Source organism: Flavobacterium noncentrifugens (genome assembly GCF_900100375.1).
Classification (GTDB): Bacteria; Bacteroidota; Bacteroidia; order Flavobacteriales; family Flavobacteriaceae; genus Flavobacterium; species Flavobacterium noncentrifugens.
This window is the reverse complement of the sequence record NZ_FNEZ01000001.1, coordinates 683,947-703,460: the sequence shown is the minus strand read 5'-3', so window position 1 is coordinate 703,460 and position 19,514 is coordinate 683,947. Positions and strand designations below refer to the sequence as shown.

General features: G+C 41.1%; 15 protein-coding genes. 10 read left to right on the top strand and 5 right to left on the bottom strand.

Going from position 1 to position 19,514, the window contains the following annotated elements; genetic code table 11:
• Positions 1-18: 18 nt before the first annotated feature.
• Together BLS32_RS03075 and BLS32_RS03070 are read right to left on the bottom strand one after the other, a co-directional pair.
• Positions 19-879 carry a YicC/YloC family endoribonuclease gene (locus BLS32_RS03075; protein ID WP_091391813.1) on the bottom strand — a complete coding sequence of 287 codons (861 nt, stop codon included), beginning with the start codon at positions 877-879 and terminating at the stop codon, positions 19-21.
• 58 nt (positions 880-937) lie between these two features.
• Positions 938-1,297 (bottom strand): arsenate reductase family protein, encoded by a 360-nt coding sequence (locus BLS32_RS03070; protein WP_091391812.1) that lies wholly within the window; start codon positions 1,295-1,297, stop codon positions 938-940.
• A 77-nt stretch (positions 1,298-1,374) separates the two neighbouring features.
• Here BLS32_RS03070 and BLS32_RS03065 point away from each other — a divergent pair, with 77 nt between their 5' ends.
• Positions 1,375-1,830, top strand: a complete 456-nt coding sequence (locus BLS32_RS03065; RefSeq protein ID WP_091391811.1) for a DinB family protein — start codon at positions 1,375-1,377, stop codon at positions 1,828-1,830.
• A gap of 198 nt (positions 1,831-2,028) precedes the next feature.
• Positions 2,029-3,168, top strand: coding sequence for a cystathionine gamma-synthase (locus BLS32_RS03060; protein ID WP_091391810.1), 1,140 nt, complete (start codon positions 2,029-2,031; stop codon positions 3,166-3,168).
• A 30-nt stretch (positions 3,169-3,198) separates the two neighbouring features.
• Here BLS32_RS03060 and BLS32_RS03055 read toward each other — a convergent pair whose 3' ends face one another.
• On the bottom strand, positions 3,199-3,960 hold the full coding sequence (locus tag BLS32_RS03055; protein ID WP_091391809.1) for a THC0290_0291 family protein: 762 nt from the start codon (positions 3,958-3,960) through the stop codon (positions 3,199-3,201).
• 258 nt (positions 3,961-4,218) lie between these two features.
• On the opposite strand from BLS32_RS03055, the gene gdhA reads away from it, so the two are divergent.
• The 6 genes from gdhA (at position 4,219) to BLS32_RS03025 (ending at position 13,804) form a co-directional block, all read left to right on the top strand.
• Positions 4,219-5,562, top strand: a complete 1,344-nt coding sequence (gdhA, locus tag BLS32_RS03050; protein WP_091391808.1) for an NADP-specific glutamate dehydrogenase — start codon at positions 4,219-4,221, stop codon at positions 5,560-5,562.
• Between the two features lie 131 nt (positions 5,563-5,693).
• Positions 5,694-7,982, top strand: a complete 2,289-nt coding sequence (porZ, locus tag BLS32_RS03045) for a type IX secretion system anionic LPS delivery protein PorZ (RefSeq protein ID WP_091392405.1) — start codon at positions 5,694-5,696, stop codon at positions 7,980-7,982.
• Between the two features lie 82 nt (positions 7,983-8,064).
• Positions 8,065-8,778, top strand: coding sequence for a DNA repair protein RecO (gene recO / locus BLS32_RS03040; RefSeq protein WP_091391807.1), 714 nt, complete (start codon positions 8,065-8,067; stop codon positions 8,776-8,778).
• A 284-nt stretch (positions 8,779-9,062) separates the two neighbouring features.
• Positions 9,063-12,467 (top strand): isoleucine--tRNA ligase, encoded by a 3,405-nt coding sequence (ileS, locus tag BLS32_RS03035; protein WP_091391806.1) that lies wholly within the window; start codon positions 9,063-9,065, stop codon positions 12,465-12,467.
• Positions 12,468-12,474: 7 nt separating this feature from the next.
• On the top strand, positions 12,475-12,855 hold the full coding sequence (locus BLS32_RS03030) for a TraR/DksA family transcriptional regulator (protein WP_091391805.1): 381 nt from the start codon (positions 12,475-12,477) through the stop codon (positions 12,853-12,855).
• A 316-nt stretch (positions 12,856-13,171) separates the two neighbouring features.
• Positions 13,172-13,804 carry a lipoprotein signal peptidase gene (locus tag BLS32_RS03025; RefSeq protein ID WP_091391804.1) on the top strand — a complete coding sequence of 211 codons (633 nt, stop codon included), beginning with the start codon at positions 13,172-13,174 and terminating at the stop codon, positions 13,802-13,804.
• A 150-nt stretch (positions 13,805-13,954) separates the two neighbouring features.
• On the opposite strand, the gene BLS32_RS03020 is transcribed toward BLS32_RS03025, so the two are convergent.
• Together BLS32_RS03020 and BLS32_RS03015 are read right to left on the bottom strand one after the other, a co-directional pair.
• A complete protein-coding gene (locus BLS32_RS03020) occupies positions 13,955-14,518 on the bottom strand; it encodes a 5-formyltetrahydrofolate cyclo-ligase (protein ID WP_091391803.1) in 564 nt (187 codons plus the stop codon).
• An 11-nt stretch (positions 14,519-14,529) separates the two neighbouring features.
• The gene (locus BLS32_RS03015) at positions 14,530-15,252 is read right to left on the bottom strand and encodes a YqjF family protein (protein ID WP_091392403.1); all 723 of its coding nucleotides are present in this window, start codon (positions 15,250-15,252) and stop codon (positions 14,530-14,532) included.
• A gap of 108 nt (positions 15,253-15,360) precedes the next feature.
• Between BLS32_RS03015 and uvrC the strand changes: the two genes are divergently transcribed.
• Positions 15,361-17,166 (top strand): excinuclease ABC subunit UvrC, encoded by a 1,806-nt coding sequence (uvrC, locus tag BLS32_RS03010; protein WP_091391802.1) that lies wholly within the window; start codon positions 15,361-15,363, stop codon positions 17,164-17,166.
• A complete protein-coding gene (locus tag BLS32_RS03005) occupies positions 17,167-19,449 on the top strand; it encodes a patatin-like phospholipase family protein (protein ID WP_091391801.1) in 2,283 nt (760 codons plus the stop codon). It abuts the gene before it with no gap.
• Positions 19,450-19,514 lie beyond the last annotated feature (65 nt).

Here is a 19,514-nt window from a genome sequence, read left to right as displayed (position 1 = left end):
TTGGCGAAGAAACTAGATTTACAGGACGTTCAAAACCTGTTCCTTGATTTTTTCAAGTTCGTCTTTCATTTGCACGACATATTTCTGCATCTGCGAATGGTTTGATTTGGAACCCATCGTGTTGATTTCACGCCCCATTTCCTGAGTGATGAACCCGAGTTTACGGCCATTGGCTTCGCTTCCGGCTAAAGTTTCTATGAAATAATTCAAGTGGTTTTCAAGGCGCACTTTTTCTTCTGTAATGTCATATTTTTCGAGGTAGAAAATCAATTCCTGTTCAAAACGGTTTTCGTCCAAAGTCACTTTTAAATCTTCAATCGCAGCCTGCAAACGCGTTTTCACGGTTTCGATTCGCTCGCTGTCCAATGCCACGGTTTCATTCATCAAAGTCATGATGTTTGCAATGCGGTGCAGGAATTCTTTTTCGAGTGCGACGCCTTCGGAAGTGCGAAATTTATTAATATTCGCCAAAGCCTCATCAACAACTTTCTGGATTTCCGTCCATTCATTTTCATCGATTTCGTCGCGTTCGATCTTCATCGCATCGGGCATTCTGACGGCCATTTTCATCAACTCCGTTTCATCCGCGGAAGCGTAAACCTCTTGCAATTGTGCCATATACGCTTTTACGATCGGCACATTTACCTTTGCAGAAGTTTGCTCTGCGGTGCTTTCGAGATATATGGAAACATCAATCTTTCCGCGTTCGAGCGCTGTTGCCATTTGGTTTCTGAGGCCCAGTTCCATTTCGCGGAATACCGATGGCATTCTGACATTCAAATCGAGCCCTTTGCTGTTCAGCGATTTGATTTCGACGGTGATTTTTTTAGATTCGAGCTGTAAAGTAGCTTTCCCGAATCCGGTCATTGATTTTATCATAACGAATTTTAAAGTGGACAAAGATAACGAAAAGTGCGCAAGTGTGATTTTGAAAAGCCTAGACTTTTTCGTTCAAAACTTTCAGCACTTCGTTAATGTTTTTCTGGCTGTTGCCGATGTAAATTTTGTCGTCAATAATAAAAACCGGACGGCTTAAAAACGTGTAATGTTCGAGGATGTATTTTTTGTAATCGTCTTCAGTCAACGCTTTGTTCTTTAAATCCATCGACTTGTATAATTGTGCTTTTCTGCTGAAAAGCGCTTCATAACTTCCCGAAAGCCGGTGCATTTCTTCGAGTTCGGCAACCGTAATCGAATCCTGTTTGATGTCGTGAAATTTTAAAGCATTGCCTTTCGGAAGCGATTTGATGATCTTTCTGCACGTGTCGCAAGAAGCGAGATAATATATCGTATTCATAAAAATTGGCGTTTTAGAAACACAAAGAAAATTCTTTTCAAGCGTTAAATTCGTTATTTTTATCAAAAATTTAAATAATGGAAAAAGCTTTTGATATTACGCTGTCGAGCCGAAAAGTCCTGTCAGCTTTTTTTGACAATTATTCATTGGAGCAGCTCAACAAAATTCCGCCAGGATTTAACAACAACCTGATCTGGAATATTGCGCACATTATCGTAGTGCAGCAAATGCTCGTTTACAATTTGTCGGGTTTGCCCATCATGATTTCCGATGAAATGGTTTCCAAATATAAAAAAGGAACGAAGCCCGAGCGCGATTTGTCACAAGACGAAGTAGATGAAATTAAGTCATTGCTTTTCATTACCATTGACCAGACGCAACAGGACCACATCAACAAGTTGTTTGAAACCTACAGGCCATTTACGACCATGTCGGGTTTTTCGATCCGTTCTGCCGAAGATGCGATTGCTTACAATTATTACCATGAAGCCATTCATACCGGCGTAATGATGAGCATTCGGAAATTTGTTTGATTTTTTAGGAGCTAATCCCGCTATACGTTTCAAATGATATTCACTGAACTCCTATAAAAATAGAATTTATGTGAAGTAATCTTTTTCGGCGAAAGGCCTCAAAATGATTTCCACTTCTATCGGGGCTAAAAATTCGTTAAACCGGAAGTATTCCGCAATTAATAAATCTAAATTTGCATATCAATAAATAAAAAATCCATGAAATTCAACACCAAAACCATACATGGCGGGCAACACCACGACCCAACGACAGGTGCAGTCATGCCGCCGGTGTATCAAACATCAACATTTGTACAAACCAGCCCGGGACAGCCGATTGGAGATTATGAATACAGCCGTGCGGCAAACCCAACTAGAACAGCACTCGAAAACGCTTTGGCGAGCATCGAAAACGGCACGCGCGGACTCGCATTTTCTTCCGGACTTGCAGCAACCGATTGCATTTTAAGATCGTTTAAAGCCGGGGACGAAATCATCGCAATGGACGATTTGTATGGCGGAACGTATCGCATGTTTACGCGTATTTATAAAGATTCGGGAATTAAATTCCACTTTGTGGATATGAATGATCTGGAGAAATTCCAGTCGCTGATCAACGAAAACACCAAACTGGTTTGGGTAGAAACGCCAACAAACCCGTTGATGAAACTTGCCGATATTGCCGAAATCTCAAAAATCACCAAAGCAAAGAAGATCCTTTTTGCGGTTGACAATACGTTTGCAACCCCTTACCTGCAAAAACCATTGGATTTAGGTGCTGACATTGTGATGCATTCTGCAACCAAATATTTAGGCGGCCATTCGGATGTGATTGCAGGTGCTTTGATTGTCAAAGACGATGCTCTAGGAGAGCAATTGCATTTTCAGCAATTCGCAACAGGCGCCACGCTTGGGCCAATGGACTCGTTCCTGGTATTGCGCGGTATCAAAACCTTACACCTGCGCGTGCAAAGGCATTGTGAAAACGGAGAAAAAGTTGCAGAATATTTAAACAAGCATCCAAAGGTAAAAACGGTTTATTATCCGGGATTGCCAAGCCATCCGTTTCATGAGATCGCTAAAAAGCAAATGAGCGGTTTTGGCGGAATGGTATCATTCACATTTGAATCAGGCAAAAAAGAAGATGCAATTAAATTCCTTGAAAACTTAAAAGTGTTTACGCTTGCAGAATCTTTAGGCGGCGTAGAATCATTGGCAAACCATCCGGCACTAATGACGCATGCATCCATTCCTGAAGACAAAAGAAAAGAAATCGGGATTAGCGATGATTTGGTAAGGCTGAGTGTGGGAATCGAAGATATTGAAGACCTTTTAGCAGATCTGGAACAAGCGTTCTAAATATCCAATAAATAATGATTGGTTGGCAGTTTAATTAAAGTAGTAAACGTAACCTACGGTAATTGCTGTTGACCAGTCATTTGATTTGTTCTCTTTATATACTTTGTTGTTCGGGTTTAAACCGTCAACCCAGTCAGATAAGTAATACTGTCCTCTCATTTCAAAGATGAGTGCGTGATAATCGGCAATTTTAATACGTGTACCAATACTTGCAGATAATGATCCTGCAACGCCCTGATCGGTTTTAGCACCGCTCATGTATTTAGCAGGCGTAGCTTCAGGCGTACCAATTTTTCCTAAGGAAGACGTAACTTCTGAACTGTAACTGTTTACTTGGACACCACCGGCAATATAGGGTGTGAATGGAGAACCTCCACGGTTGTAATCATCAACCCTCCATGGGAAAAATTCAACCTGAACCCCAAAAGTCCCGATGGTTGTTTTGCCTTCCATAGCGCGAAGTTGTCTTGTGAAGAGGGAATTGCTTGTATTGTCAACGTATTTTCCGTAGTGCTTCATGTTCACCGAAGTGTAGGAAGCCTCAAGCCTGAATTTAAATTTCTCACGGATGTTTGGAAAATTCTCAACGAAAGTCAGGTAGTAAAATCCACCAACGGTAAATCCGCTATTCTTTGTAAAGTTCTCAAAATCACCTCTCGCCCCGAAATCCGACTTTAAAAAAACCGGTCCGGCCATGATTCCAAATTCCTTATAAAATTGCTCGTATTGCGCCTGAGAACTGTTGGAACAGCCCAAAACGATTAGTATGAATAGAATAGCCTTCTTTAACATTATTTTAGATTTCAAATCCTGACAAATATATAAAAACATAATTCACTTATAAAATAAAATAAAGAAATACTTAATTATATGGAAAAATAATAACATTATGGTATAAACCCATATTTATTAGCTGATCTCGTTGTGATTCCTTAACAAAAAGATAATTTTATTGAGAATATAAAAAATATCGATAGGATGTTTCTGATATCGCTTATATTTGTCCAATCAAACGAAAACGTTTTCTTAAACGTTATTAACTTAATAATCATGTCAAAAAGTATCAATGCATTTGTTGAAGGCGTTGCCAAAAGAAACCCTAATGAGCCGGAATTTCTACAGGCTGTACACGAAGTTGCAGAAACTGTAATTCCGTTTATTGAAGAAAATAAAAAATACCAGAACAAAATGCTTCTCGAAAGAATGGTAGAAGCAGAACGCATCATCATGTTTCGCGTCGTATGGTTAGACGATGCCGGAAATACGCAGGTAAACCGCGGATACAGGATCCAGATGAACTCTGCGATCGGGCCATACAAAGGCGGAATCCGTTTTCATCCATCTGTAAACCTAAGCATTCTTAAATTCCTTGCTTTCGAGCAGACCTTCAAAAACAGCTTAACGACTTTGCCAATGGGCGGCGGAAAAGGTGGGGCCGATTTTGATCCGAAAGGAAAATCAGACAACGAAATTATGAAATTCTGCCAGTCGTTCATGACCGAATTGTCAAAACACATTGGTGCAGATACTGATGTTCCTGCCGGAGATATCGGTGTTGGCGGGCGTGAAGTAGGTTACATGTTTGGACAATACAAAAGATTAAGAAACGAATTTACGGGCGTTTTAACCGGAAAAGGAATTGCCTTCGGAGGTTCATTGATCCGTCCGGAAGCGACAGGTTATGGCGATGTGTATTTTGCACAAAGCATGCTTGGAACCAAAGGTGACAGCTTCAGCGGAAAAACCGTTGTAATTTCTGGTTCAGGAAACGTAGCACAATATGCTGCTGAAAAAGCAACTGAATTGGGCGGAAAAGTCGTGACTTTATCAGATTCTGCAGGATACATTTATGATGCAGACGGCATCGACGCAGAGAAATTGTCCTACGTCATGGAAATCAAAAACGTAAATTACGGACGCATCAGCGATTACCTTAATAAATATCCAAACGCAAAATACGTAGCAGGAAAACGCCCTTGGGAAGTAAAATGTGACGTGGCTTTGCCTTGTGCAACCCAAAACGAACTCAACGGAGACGATGCAAAAGCGCTTGTAGCAAATGGCTGCATCTGTGTGGCTGAAGGCGCAAACATGCCTTCAACTCCTGAAGCGGTAACCGTTTTCCAAAATGCAAAAATCCTTTTCGCACCGGGAAAAGCGTCTAATGCTGGTGGTGTTGCAACTTCCGGACTTGAAATGTCTCAAAACTCTTTGCGTTTGAGCTGGACGACTGAAGAAGTTGACGAAAGATTGAAAAACATCATGCTGAACATTCACGCGTCTTGCGTAAAATATGGTTCTGACGGAAATGGTTATGTAGATTACGTGAAAGGCGCGAACATCGCCGGATTCGTAAAAGTGGCTGATGCCATGTTAGGACAGGGTGTTGTATAATCAACCGCCAATTAATAAGGAAGCCTTCATGAAAATGGAGGCTTTTTTTGTACCTTATATTATCCGGATATATGAAACCCACTTTATTTTCGTTTGTACTATATTTGTGTTCCTAAATGTTGATTACCGCAATGAAAAAATATTTCTCTGTCCTGCTGCTGCTGCTCACGATCCAAACCGGTTTTACCCAGGGTAAAAAGCTTTGGAAAGGTTATTTTGGATATAAGGAAATCAAAGATATTACAGAAGGCGCGAATAAAATTACGGCAGCATCAGAAAATGCCTTATTCTCAAAAGACCTGGCAAATGGCGCGATCAAAACACTTACTACCATTGATGGGCTTTCCGGACAAACGATCACATCTCTTTACCACAGCATCGCATTCAAAAAAACATTGGTTGGTTATCAAAACGGGTTGATGATTGTCATTAACGATGCAGATGGCAGTGTGCTGAATGTTGTAGACATCATCAATAAAACCATTTCTCCGGACATCAAAAAGATCAATCATTTTAATGAATACCAGGGAATCGTTTACATTTCGTGTGATTTTGGGATCGTACAATACAATCTCAATATCATGCAATTTGGCGATACCTATTTTATAGGAAGCAACGGTGCCAAGCTTGCCGTGAAGCAAACAGCCATTTTTGAAAATAAAATTTATGCAGCGACGCCAGACCAGGGAATGAAATTCGCCGATATCAACAATCCAAACCTAAATGATTTTAGCCAATGGACAACGCTTAATAACAACTGGAGCGGCGTCGAACGCATTGACGATAAATTGGTAGGCGTAAACACGCTCAACACCGTATACAGGATTCAGGGCACCAATCTTTCGCCCCTGACAACCCTGGCCAAAAACTTAGCAGACATCCGTGCAAACGATAATTACCTTTTGATTACTTCCGAAGATAAAATCTACATTTACAATTCAAACCTTGCCCAGGTACGCATTCTTAGCAACACCGAAATTACTGATGAAACCGATGTGAAATTTACCTGCGCCATGCTCGTTGGCGATACGCTTTATATAGGTACGCTTGAGCACGGATTGTATGTGACAGGATTTAGCGGTGGTACTTATGAAAACATTACGCCGCTCGGGCCTGATAGAAATAATATTTTTGCCATTTCAGTAACTCCTAAGGATTTGTGGGCTGTCTATGGCGGATATACAAAAGACTATAACCCGTATGGCTTTATCGGAGACCCGCCAACGCAATTCGGCATCAGCAAGTACAGTTCTGGAACATGGAACACCATACCGTATGAAGATGTCCTGGGTGCCAAAGCGCTTTCGAGGGTTACAATCAATCCGTCAAACGACAAGCAGGTTTACGTGAGTTCGTTTTTCTCAGGTTTGCTAAAAATCGAAAATGATGTTCCAAGTATTCTATACAACAATACCAATAGTGGCCTTGAGATTGGCCAAACTGCCACTGATATTAGGATCGACGGAACTGCCTTTGATGCAGCAGGAAATCTCTGGGTGACAAACAGCATGACCAAAAACGGGCTCAAAGTTTTGAGAACCAATGGGCAATGGGGCGCCTATGACCTGAGCAGTGTTTATAAAACAGTGAGCAAATTAAACATGGGAAAGCTTACTATTGACAAGAATGGAACAAAATGGATTCCAACCCGCGATGACGGATTGATCGCATTTAATGAAACGTATGGACAACTTCCAAAAAGCATGACCGATAAGCCGGATAAAGGAGAATTGCCAAGCTTAATTGTAAATATTGCTGCGGTTGACAGGAGAGATCAATTGTGGATTGGAACCAGTAAAGGGCTTCGCGTACTTTCAAGCGTTGATGCTTTTCTTTCAGATGAACAGATGGTTCCCGAAAACATTGTCATCGTAGAAAACAATACCAATGAAGAACTCTTTTTTCAGCAGCCAATCACAGACATTGTCGTCGATGGCGCCAATAATAAATGGGTGGGCACACTTGATGCCGGCGTTTTTTACGTGTCTTCCGACGGACAAAAAACCATCTATGCCTTTAACCAGAGCAACTCGCCATTGCCCAGCAACAATGTAAATGACATCGATATCAACAGCGCAACCGGAGAAGTTTTTTTTGCTACAGACAGGGGAATGGTTTCGTTTAACGGAATTTCTACCGCAGCAAGCGACAATCTTGAAAATGTTTATATTTATCCAAACCCTGTCCGACCAGAATATTATGGTACGGTAAAAATCAGCGGACTCATGGATCAGGCCAATGTTAAAATTGCCGACATCGGTGGAAACCTTGTCTACGAAACCATCGCCGAAGGCGGAACCATTGAGTGGGACACTTCCGCATTCGGAAAATACAAAGTCGCCTCAGGCGTTTACATGGTGCTCATTTCATCTAAAGACGGCGTCGAAACCAAAGTCAAAAAAGTCATGATCATCAGATAATTTAAGATTTACGAATTAAGATTTGCGATTTGCCGCAACGTATGTAAAATCTTAAATCTTAAATCAAAAATCGTAAATCCCAATGCAGGTCAAAACCAAAGCCATCGTCATTTCATCGCTCAAATATCAGGAAAAAAGCCTGATCGTGAAATGCTTTACGCAATCCGACGGCCTCAAATCCTACTTTGTCCGCAACGCATTTTCATCTGGAAAATCCAGCCAGAAAATCGCCTATTTCCAGCCCTTGACGATACTCGAAATCGACGCCTCACACAAAAACAAAGGCACGCTCGAACATTTTAAAGAAATCAAGATCGCCACGCCGTTTCAATCCGTCCATTCCGATCTGGTCAAAAGCACGATCGTCATGTTTGTTTCTGAAATCCTGCACCATTCGATCCACGAAGAAGAAAAAAACGAAGCCTTTTTCGATTTTCTTGAAACGGCTTTACAATGGCTCGACCATCATGATGAGATTGCCAATTTCCATCTGATTTTAATGCTCGAAACCACCAAACACCTCGGTTTTTACCCGGATATTTCCGAAATGGATTTTCCGTTTTTCGAGCTTATCGAAGGTGTTTTTAGTCCGCTGCACGCCGTCAGTTCCTTATCCGAACACGAAACCAACCTGTTTAAAAAACTCATCGTACTCAAATTCACCGACAGCCACAAAGCATTTCACATCACCGAACGTCAAATCCTGCTCAAAATCCTCATCGAATATTACACGTTGCACCTCGACGGATTCAAAAAACCCAGATCACTCGATATTTTAAAAGAGATTTTCGCCTGATTCAAAAAAGTCAGCGACATCTACGCAAATCCGCGGTCTTTTTTATTTAGTTTTTAAAAATACCTGACAGCCACTGGCTGTCCTCCTTTTAATTTCAAATGCTTCAATCTTTTTTCGCTTCGCGTTTAACTTCCCAGCGTTGCACTCCGAGATAATCAAAAAAAAGGATTTCCGCTGCAATCGCTCACGCGGCCTCGCGCAAAGAATAGTGAAAATCCCCCGAATTAACCCATAAAAAAATAAAATTCCTTACTTTCGCAAATTGATTTTAGAAAATGACCCAAATGAACACCAAGTTTACTGAATATAAAGGGCTTGACCTGCCAACTGTAGCGTCTGAAGTGCTCGATTTCTGGAAAAAAGAACACATATTCGAAAAAAGCATCACAACACGCGAAGGCAGCCAGCCATTCGTGTTTTTTGAAGGCCCGCCGTCTGCAAACGGACTGCCGGGAATTCACCACGTGATGGCGCGCGCGATCAAGGATATTTTTTGCCGATACAAAACCCAAAAAGGCTTTCAGGTCAAACGTAAAGCAGGCTGGGACACACACGGACTTCCTGTTGAACTCGGCACTGAAAAAGAACTCGGCATCACCAAAGAAGACATCGGGAAAACCATCTCGATCGAAGAATACAACGAAGCGTGTAAAAAAACCGTTATGCGCTACACTGATGTATGGAACGACCTGACTGAAAAAATGGGCTACTGGGTCGATATGGAAAATCCGTATGTGACCTACAAATCCAAATACATGGAATCGGTTTGGTGGCTGCTGAAACAGATCTACGACAAAGGTTTGATGTACAAAGGCTACACGATCCAGCCGTATTCGCCAAAAGCCGGAACCGGATTGTCTTCGCATGAAGTCAACCAGCCCGGCAGTTACCGCGATGTCACGGATACGACAGTTGTAGCGCAATTCAAAGTTTTGAATGAAACGTTTCCGGATTTTTTACAAGGTTTTGGAGACATCCACATTTTGGCCTGGACGACCACGCCATGGACTTTGCCTTCAAATACGGCATTGACTGTTGGCCCGAAAATCGATTATGTATTGGTAAAAACGTTTAATCAATATACGTTTGAGCCAATCAATGTGATTTTGGCAAAAAACCTTGTTGGAAAACAATTCTCAAAAGGGTTTTTTGAAAGTGAAGATGCACCAGATTTTGAAAACTTCAAATCAGGTGACAAAAAAATTCCATACCAAATCATAAAGGAATTCAAAGGTTCGGATTTGGTCGGAATAAAATACGAACAACTATTAAAATACACGCTTCCATACCAAAATCCTGAAAATGCGTTTAGAGTCATTTCCGGAGATTTTGTAACCACCGAAGATGGAACCGGAATCGTACACACCGCGCCTACATTTGGTGCCGATGATGCGAAAGTAGCCAAAGAAGCCATGCCGGAAGTACCGCCAATGTTGGTTTTAGATGAAAATAACATTCCGGTTCCGCTTGTTGATTTGCAGGGAAAATTCACGTCGCATATGGGTGATTTCGCCGGAAAATATGTCAAAAACGAATATTACGACGCCGGAACTGCGCCAGAAAAATCAGTCGATGTAGAAATCGCCATCCGACTTAAAGAAGAAAACAAAGCATTCAAAGTCGAAAAATACGTCCACAGTTATCCGCATTCGTGGAGAACAGACGAACCATTGTTGTATTATCCTTTGGATTCGTGGTTCATCAAAATCACAGATGTTAAAGACAGAATGTTCGACCTGAACGAAACCATCAACTGGAAGCCAAAAGCAACCGGAGAAGGCCGTTTTGGGAACTGGCTTAAAAATGCCAACGACTGGAATTTATCGCGATCGCGCTATTGGGGAATTCCGTTGCCAATCTGGAGAACAGAAGACAAAACCGAAGAAATCCTTGTTGGCTCTATACAGGAATTGTACGAAGAAATTGAAAAATCGATCGAAGCCGGTTTCCAAAAAGAAAATCCGTTCAAAGGATTCGAAATCGGAAACATGTCCGAAGAAAATTACGATTTAGTCGATTTGCACAAAAATGTAGTCGACGCGATCACATTGGTATCCAAATCGGGAAAACCAATGACACGTGAAACCGATCTGATCGATGTTTGGTTTGATTCGGGCGCAATGCCGTATGCACAATGGCATTATCCGTTTGAAAACAAAGATTATATTGACGAAAACAAAGATTTTCCTGCCGATTTTATTGCAGAAGGCGTAGACCAGACACGAGGTTGGTTTTATACATTACACGCGATTGGAACTTTGGTTTTTGACAAAATCGCATACAAAAATGTCGTTTCGAATGGTTTGGTTTTGGATAAAAACGGGCAAAAAATGTCGAAACGTTTGGGTAATGCCACCGATCCGTTTGAAACCATTGCAGAATATGGACCGGATGCAACGCGTTGGTACATGATTTCAAACGCAAATCCGTGGGACAACCTAAAATTTGATATTGAAGGCATTGCTGAGGTCAGAAGAAAATTCTTCGGGACGTTATACAATACCTATTCGTTCTTTTCATTGTATGCGAACATCGACGGATTTACTTACGCGGAAGCTGAAATTCCTGTAAACGAAAGACCTGAAATCGACCAGTGGATCATTTCTGAACTGAACACTTTAGTCAAAGATGTAGACGGTTTTTACGCCGATTATGAACCAACAAAAGCCGCACGAGCAATTTCTGAATTTGTTCAGGAAAACCTGAGCAATTGGTACGTCCGTTTGTGCCGCAGAAGATTCTGGAAAGGCGAATATGCGACCGATAAAATTGCTGCTTACCAAACGCTTTATACCTGCTTGTTAACCGTGGCAAAACTCAGTGCGCCGATCGCGCCGTTTTTCATGGAGAAACTTTACAGAGACTTAACCCAGGCGACACAGTCAGAAAAATATGACAGTGTACATTTGGCCGAGTTTCCGAAAAGTGTTGACAATTATGTTAATAAAATGTTAGAGTCCAAAATGCAGAAGGCCCAGACGATTTCGTCACTGGTTTTGTCGCTTCGTAAAAAAGAAATGATCAAAGTGCGCCAACCGCTGCAAAAGGTAATGATTCCGGTACTTGACGCAGCTCAAAAGGCTGAAATTGAAGCGATTTCCGATCTCATAAAAGCCGAAGTGAATGTAAAGGAAATCGAACTTTTAGACGATGCTTCGGGGATTTTAGTGAAACAGATCAAACCCAATTTCAAAACATTAGGACCACGATTTGGTAAAGATATGGGATTGATTTCCAATCAGATACAAAAATTTACACAGCTTGAGATCGCACAGTTTGAGCGCCTCGGAATCGCAAATATTGAGTTATCCGGAAATAGTATAACTTTATCCTTACAAGATGTCGAAATTACGTCACAGGATATTGAAGGCTGGCTTGTTGCGAATTCAGGAAACATCACCGTCGCGCTCGATATTACGATCACTGAAGAACTTAAGAAAGAAGGCATCGCAAGAGAATTGGTCAACAGGATCCAGAACCTTAGAAAAGACTCAGGATTTGAAGTGACTGATAAAATAAACGTCCAGGTTGAAGCCGGAAACGGAATATTAAAAGACGCCATAGAAAAAAATGCAGATTATATAAAATCTGAAACATTAACTGAAACAATTGCATTTACAGATGCATTACCTTCGGGCACCGAGATCGAGTTCGACGACCTCAAAACGAGAATATTAATTTCAAAATAAAACAAACATGGTAGATGAAGTAGCACGATACTCAGATGCTGACTTAGCAGAGTTCAAAGAAATTATCCAGAAAAAAATTGAAAAAGCAAGAGCCGATTTAGACCTTATAAAAAGCGCCTATATGAATGACCTGAACAACGGTACCGACGATACGTCACCTACGTTCAAAGCATTTGAAGAAGGCAGCGAAACGATGTCTAAAGAAGCGAATTCACAGCTGGCGATCCGTCAGGAAAAATTCATCCGCGACTTGAAAAATGCACTTTTCAGAGTAGAGAATAAAACATACGGCATCTGCAAAGTAACCGGAAAACTCATCGGAAAAGAACGTTTAAAAATCGTTCCTCATGCAACAATGAGCATTGAGGCAAAGAATTTACAGCGATAATAACTTAGCAAAAAACACAAGAACGCTTCATTTTATGGAGCGTTTTTTTTAAGCTTTTTTTGCAGATATTGCAGAATGTAAATATTGTATTTTGCAACGAATTTTTACAAATTTATTTTGTCAAGATGCGTGACAATTTGTGTAATTCGTGACTTAAATTTACTATAATGGAACAACTTTTAAGAAGATGATTTTTGTAGGTTAAAAACCATTCGTAAAATTCAGGACAAAAATCCCAAATAAAATACAAACCTCTTGAACAGCGCAGTTTATATTTCAATTAAATTATTACTTTTGCGCCACTAATTATCGAAAAATGTCATTAAGAAAATCCTATCTGCTCATTTTCATCATCTTGCTCGTAGACCAGGTAACGAAAATCTACATCAAGACCAATTTTGTCCTTGGCGAAGAACACCCTGTTTTCAGCTGGTTCAAGATTTTGTTCATCGAAAATGAAGGCATGGCTTGGGGAACGGAAATTCCGGGAACTTATGGCAAATTGTTTTTGACCGTTTTCAGATTGTGCGCCGTAGTCGCCATCGGGTATTGGCTTTGGGATTCAGTCCGGAAAAATTGTTCGCCTTATTTAATTGTCGCGATCGCGTTAATTTTAGCCGGCGCTTTCGGAAATATTGTCGATTCTGTGTTTTATGGAGTCATTTTCAGCAGCAGCCACGGCGAGCTTGCGACCTTGTTTGCAGATCAGCCTTACGGCTCTTTATTGTACGGAAAAGTAGTCGACATGCTGTATTTTCCTTTATTTGATGGCACTTTTCCAACGTGGTTTCCTATTTGGGGCGGACAGGAATTCAAGTTCTTTAACGCCATTTTTAACATTGCTGATATGGCGATTTCAACCGGAGTTGGAATTTTAATTGTATTTAACAAAAAAGCATTCCACAAAGAAGAGAGCAACATCGATTTTGATGGAAGCGGTTTGGCTTAATTAAACATTTAGAAAAATATTAAACCATTAATTTCATTAAGATATTGTCCTGATGAACGTAATGCCTTTGATGTGAAAGAATTTTTTCAGGCAAAACAGGCTTAATGAACTTAATGCCCTTAATGGTTTTAAAATACAAGTAATCTAAATTTAAAAAGCATATACTTCATCCGGAGTGACGCAATAATCGAGTTTGATATCGCTTTCAAAAACGTCATGAACGGCATCCACTGCAGGGAAAAATGACAACCCGATCTTAATGGTTCCCGGCCGGCATTCCGACAGGAATTTGTCATAAAACCCTTTTCCGTAACCCACACGGTTTCCAGAAATATCAAACGCCAAAAGCGGCACAAAAACCACATCAATTTTTGAAGATGGCACTTCAAGGCCGTTTTGCGGCTCCGGTATTCCGTAATCGTTTGTTTCGAATTTGGTATTGTCGGTCAGTAAGAAATGTTCCATATTCCGTGTTTCGAAATCGCTTTTAGAAACCACGATTTCCTTGTCTTTCCCAGATAATAAATGCAGTATGAATTCGGTGTTGATTTCTTTGTGCGCTTCAATCGGCAGGAAAACATGAAAATATGTTTGTTCCCAAATGGGTAGCGACAGAATTTTATTGGCTATAGCCAGACTTTTTTCTTCAATGTCATTTTGCGACAATTGCTGGCGCAGTTTTTTATATGCGGTACGGAGTTCTTTTTTTGTCATAAGTATTTGTTTTAAACGCGCAATTTCCGCCACGCAACCACTTCCACACCGTCAGAATAGTGCACGAGATCGGGCTGTTTATTCGCCAGATCCAATCCCGGAAGCTTATAATCCAGGTGTAATTTTTTGATTTCAAGCATTTTGATTTTCCATTCTTTGTGATGAATGTCATAACGAAACAAATTGCCTTTTCGTTCCAGGAATAAAGCATATCGTTCGGTCAGGAATTTCTCAAGTTCCGATTTCTCAGAAACATCTTCTTTGATCGCAAACTCCACATCCAAAGCAAATTTCTTAAAAACGTTCGACGAACTGTATTTTCCTTCACTGCGTTTGATCAGTGCTTTTTCATACGGCAAGCCCGATAAATTCCGCGATAAGAATGCAGAAAAATGTTTTTCTGCTTCGATGTTAATAAAGTAAACACCCGATTTTCCGTCTTTCGATACATAAGTCCGCAAATTGATCTCATGAAAATCCGAAACTGCTGAAAACGCCGGCAAAAATTTCGGCCGGATTTTCTGCATCGTAAACGGAACAAGTGAAATCCATGCTTTTCCGTCAAAAGTATCAAGTTCCAATCCGGCGGGAATCAATGGCTTTAAAATTTCAGGATCAACAGCCCAGTGAAAAAACAGAACATGGTTCCATTCCTGGTAATAATGCCATGGCGTTTGTGGCAATTTCCATGGCCGATGTGTAAAATCTTTTAAAATATCTGAAATCTTTCCCATTTTCAATATGTTGCTGCAGCAGAAAATCTTTTCATAAAAGTAGTTAAAATCTTCGGCTCTGCGGTTCCAGAATGTCTTTTGATTGTTACAATTTGCTAACTTTGCGCCATGCAAAACCCGTCATTAGAACTTCAGATACAAACCCTTCCGGACAGTCCCGGAGTGTATCAATATTATGACAAGGATGAAAAGCTGCTGTACGTCGGCAAGGCCAAAAACCTGAAGAAACGTGTGCTTTCTTATTTTAATAAGGTGCATGAAATCGGTCGTACTCGCGTCATGGTCAGGAAAATTGTCACGATCAAGCACATTGTCGTTACCAGTGAATCCGATGCTTTGCTATTGGAAAACAACCTGATCAAAAAACTGCAGCCGCGTTACAACGTGATGCTGCGTGACGACAAAAGCTATCCATGGATCTGTATCAAAAAAGAACCGTTTTCACGGATATTTTCCACACGCAGAATGGTCAAAGACGGATCAGAGTATTTCGGGCCGTATACCAGTTTTAGAACGGTGCATACGATTTTAGACCTGATCAAGGAATTGTATCCACTGCGAACCTGCAATTACGACCTGACCGAAAATAACATCAAAAGCGGCAAGTTTAAAGTGTGCCTCGAATACCATATTGGAAACTGCAAAGGACCATGTGAAGGCCATGAACCGCTTGAAACCTATCAGGAACAAGTCAACGCCATTCGTGAGATCTTAAAAGGAAATTTCAAGGAAAGCCTGCGCAATTTCAAGAAACAAATGGGGGATTTTGCTGCTGAAATGGAATTTGAACAGGCGCAGCGCATCAAAGAAAAAATCGAAGTTTTAGAGAATTACCAATCGCGTTCGATGGTTGCAAATCCTAAAATTACAAATGTTGATGTGTTTTCGATCGTGTCGGATGAAAGTGCGGCTTATATTAATTTTTTGCAGATTTCGCACGGTTCGGTCATTCGTTCCTTCACATTGGAACTCAAGAAAAAACTCGAAGAAACCGATGAGGAACTGCTCGAACTTGGCATCATAGAAATGCGCGAACGTTTTAATTTAACTTCACGCGAAGTCATTGTTCCGTTTGAAGTCGATTTGGGCGAAAACATCAAAATCACTGTTCCGCAACTTGGAGACAAAAAGCAAATTCTGGATTTATCGATTCGAAATGCCAAATTTTACCGCATCGATCAATTAAAGCAAATGCAGATCGTCGATCCCGACCGCCATACAAACCGCATCATGGCGCAGATGAAAAAAGATTTGCGACTGCCCGAAGAACCGCGGCACATCGAATGTTTTGACAACTCGAACATCCAGGGGACAAATCCGGTGGCGGCCTGCGTCGTTTTTAAAGACGGAAAACCCAGCAAAAAAGATTACCGCCATTTCAACATCAAAACCGTTGAAGGCCCAAACGATTTCGCGTCGATGGAAGAAGTCGTTTACAGAAGGTACAAACGCCTGCTTGACGAAAACGAGCCGTTGCCCCAATTAATTATCATTGACGGTGGAAAAGGGCAGTTGTCATCGGCATTAAAAAGCATTGACACGCTCGAATTGCGTGGCAAGATCGCCATTATCGGCATTGCAAAAAGGCTGGAAGAATTGTTTTATCCAGGCGATAACATTCCGCTGTATCTCGATAAAAAATCGGAAACGTTAAAAGTGATCCAGCAATTGCGGAACGAAGCACACCGCTTCGGGATTACGTTCCATCGCGACAAGCGCAGCAAAAATGCGCTGCAAACGTCTATGGAAACCATTCCCGGAATTGGCGAGAAAACGATGCAAACGTTAATTAAACATTTCAAATCTGTTAAAAGACTGAAAGAAGCATCTGAAAAAGACATTTCGGCAGTCATCGGGCTTTCAAAAGCCAAAAAAATTACCGACTTTTACAACGACAATAAACCCAAAGAATAAATGAATAAAATACTGAGGCAGAATTATAAAGAATCGTTTGAGATTCCGCATTTTCCGCCTTTTCTTGCGGTAAAACGCGCCGTTCACATTATTCTCGTTTCTTGCTTCTTGTTTCTTTCCTTCCAAAATTCATACGCCCAGGATTCCATCAGAAAACCAAAAATAGGGCTCGTTTTAAGCGGCGGCGGCGCCAAAGGCTTTGCACATATCGGGGTTTTAAAAGTACTCGAAAAAGCCGGTGTCGAGATCAGTTACATTGGTGGAACCAGTATGGGCGCGATCGTCGGCGGATTGTATGCGTCAGGATACAGCGCAGAACAAATCGATTCGGTATTTCATGATACCGATTTTGACAAATTGCTGAGTGATTTTATTCCGCGTGCATCGAAAAATTTTTATGAAAAGCGCAATGACGAATTGTATGCGTTTACGCTTCCGTTCAATAAACTCCGGATCGGAATCCCGACGGCACTTTCACGAGGCATGTACAATTACAATTTATTGAATAAACTCACGTATAAAGTCCGGAATGTACGCGATTTTAACAAACTCCCGATTCCATTTTTGTGCATCGCGACCGATATCGAAACCGGCGAGGAAGTTTTGCTGAACAAAGGGTATCTGCCTCAGGCAATGTTGGCCAGCGGCGCTTTCCCAACGCTATTTTCCCCGGTTGAAATCGATGGAAGGTTGCTTGTTGATGGCGGTGTGACGAATAATTATCCAATAGAGGAAATCAAGAAACTCGGCGCCGATTTTATCATTGGCGTCGATGTTCAGGACGATTTGAAAGACAGGAAATCCCTGAAAGATGCGACGCGGATTTTGGTTCAGATCTCAAACCTTCAGATGATCGAAAAAATGAAGGCAAAAGTCAAGGGAACTGACATTTACATCAAGCCCGACATTACGAATTACAGCGTGATTTCATTTGACCAGGGCCGCGACATCATTAAAAAAGGTGAAGAAGCGGCGATGAAGGTTTATGATCAGATCAAAGCCATAGGCGACCCTACGAAAGCCAATAAAAAATTCCCGAAAATTTTTGCCGACACGCTGCACATTAAAAACATTGCGATCAATCCGCTTGAAAATTATACCCGTTCTTATGTTATTGGAAAATTAAGGTTTAAGCAGGATTCGAAAGTGACTTATGATGAATTGCAGCTTGGGATGGACAACGTAACGGCAACTCAGAACTTTAGTGGCATCAATTACACACTCGAAAACAATGAAGGCAATGACGATTTGTGCATCAACCTGACCGAAAATCCAAATACGACTTTTTTAAAATTCGGACTGCATTATGATGGTTTGTATAAAAGTGCGATTTTGCTGAATCTGACGCAAAAGAAAACATTCTTTAAAAACGATATTTTTTCTGTGGATGTGATTCTTGGAGATAGTTTCAGATACAACCTGGATTATTATATAGACAACGGTTTTTACTGGAGTTTTGGCTTCAAATCGCGGTACAATGCTTTTAGCAGAAACATCGAAACTGATTTTCAAAATGGCGCTTTGCTGAATCAGTATGGCATTGAATCGATCAATATTGATTATGCCGATTTTACGAACCAGGCTTATGTGCAGACGATTTTCGTGCAGAAATTCCTCCTCGGCGCGGGTGTCGAAATGAAATACCTCAAAGTCAAATCGAGTACATTACCAAGCAACGAACAGGTTTTTGAAAACAGCACCTATACCAGTTTGTTCGGATCGATCAAGTTCGATTCTTTTGACAATAAATATTTCCCGAAGCGCGGCTGGTATTTCAGCGGCGATTTCCAATCATATTTATTTGCTGCGGATTATTCCGACACCTTTGAGCAGTTCTCCATTGCAAAAGGGGAAATTGGTTTTGCTAAAAAGCTTTTCAGGCACGCCACGATGAAATTCCAGGCTGATGCGGGATTTTCCATCGGCGGAAGCAATCAGGTTTTTGATTTTATCCTTGGCGGATATGGCTACAATGCAGTCAACAACTTCAAGCAATTTTACGGCTATGATTTCCTGAGCATTTCCGGTGACAGTTACATCAGGTCAACCTTAACATTAGACTACGAAATCTTCAAGAAAAACCACATCAATTTTGCCGCAAACATCGCCAATGTTGAAGACAACCTGTTTACGACAACCGACTGGTTTGCAAAAGTGCGTTATACCGGATATGCTTTGGGTTACGGAATCGACAGCATCATCGGCCCCATCGAATTCAAATATTCCTGGTCGCCGGAACTTCCAAAAGGCTATGCCTGGTTTGCGATCGGATTCTGGTTTTAACAGCCTGCAGCTTCATATAATTGTTAAGAGTTTGTAAAAAAACAATATATTTGGCAACACAAACA

Coding starts and splice junctions, on each gene's coding strand:
- BLS32_RS03075 (WP_091391813.1), bottom strand. CDS start 879: ATGATAAAATCAATGACCGGATTCGGGAAAGCTACTTTACAGCTCGAA.
- BLS32_RS03070 (WP_091391812.1), bottom strand. CDS start 1,297: ATGAATACGATATATTATCTCGCTTCTTGCGACACGTGCAGAAAGATC.
- BLS32_RS03065 (WP_091391811.1), top strand. CDS start 1,375: ATGGAAAAAGCTTTTGATATTACGCTGTCGAGCCGAAAAGTCCTGTCA.
- BLS32_RS03060 (WP_091391810.1), top strand. CDS start 2,029: ATGAAATTCAACACCAAAACCATACATGGCGGGCAACACCACGACCCA.
- BLS32_RS03055 (WP_091391809.1), bottom strand. CDS start 3,960: ATGTTAAAGAAGGCTATTCTATTCATACTAATCGTTTTGGGCTGTTCC.
- gdhA (WP_091391808.1), top strand. CDS start 4,219: ATGTCAAAAAGTATCAATGCATTTGTTGAAGGCGTTGCCAAAAGAAAC.
- porZ (WP_091392405.1), top strand. CDS start 5,694: ATGAAAAAATATTTCTCTGTCCTGCTGCTGCTGCTCACGATCCAAACC.
- recO (WP_091391807.1), top strand. CDS start 8,065: ATGCAGGTCAAAACCAAAGCCATCGTCATTTCATCGCTCAAATATCAG.
- ileS (WP_091391806.1), top strand. CDS start 9,063: ATGAACACCAAGTTTACTGAATATAAAGGGCTTGACCTGCCAACTGTA.
- BLS32_RS03030 (WP_091391805.1), top strand. CDS start 12,475: ATGGTAGATGAAGTAGCACGATACTCAGATGCTGACTTAGCAGAGTTC.
- BLS32_RS03025 (WP_091391804.1), top strand. CDS start 13,172: ATGTCATTAAGAAAATCCTATCTGCTCATTTTCATCATCTTGCTCGTA.
- BLS32_RS03020 (WP_091391803.1), bottom strand. CDS start 14,518: ATGACAAAAAAAGAACTCCGTACCGCATATAAAAAACTGCGCCAGCAA.
- BLS32_RS03015 (WP_091392403.1), bottom strand. CDS start 15,252: ATGGGAAAGATTTCAGATATTTTAAAAGATTTTACACATCGGCCATGG.
- uvrC (WP_091391802.1), top strand. CDS start 15,361: ATGCAAAACCCGTCATTAGAACTTCAGATACAAACCCTTCCGGACAGT.
- BLS32_RS03005 (WP_091391801.1), top strand. CDS start 17,167: ATGAATAAAATACTGAGGCAGAATTATAAAGAATCGTTTGAGATTCCG.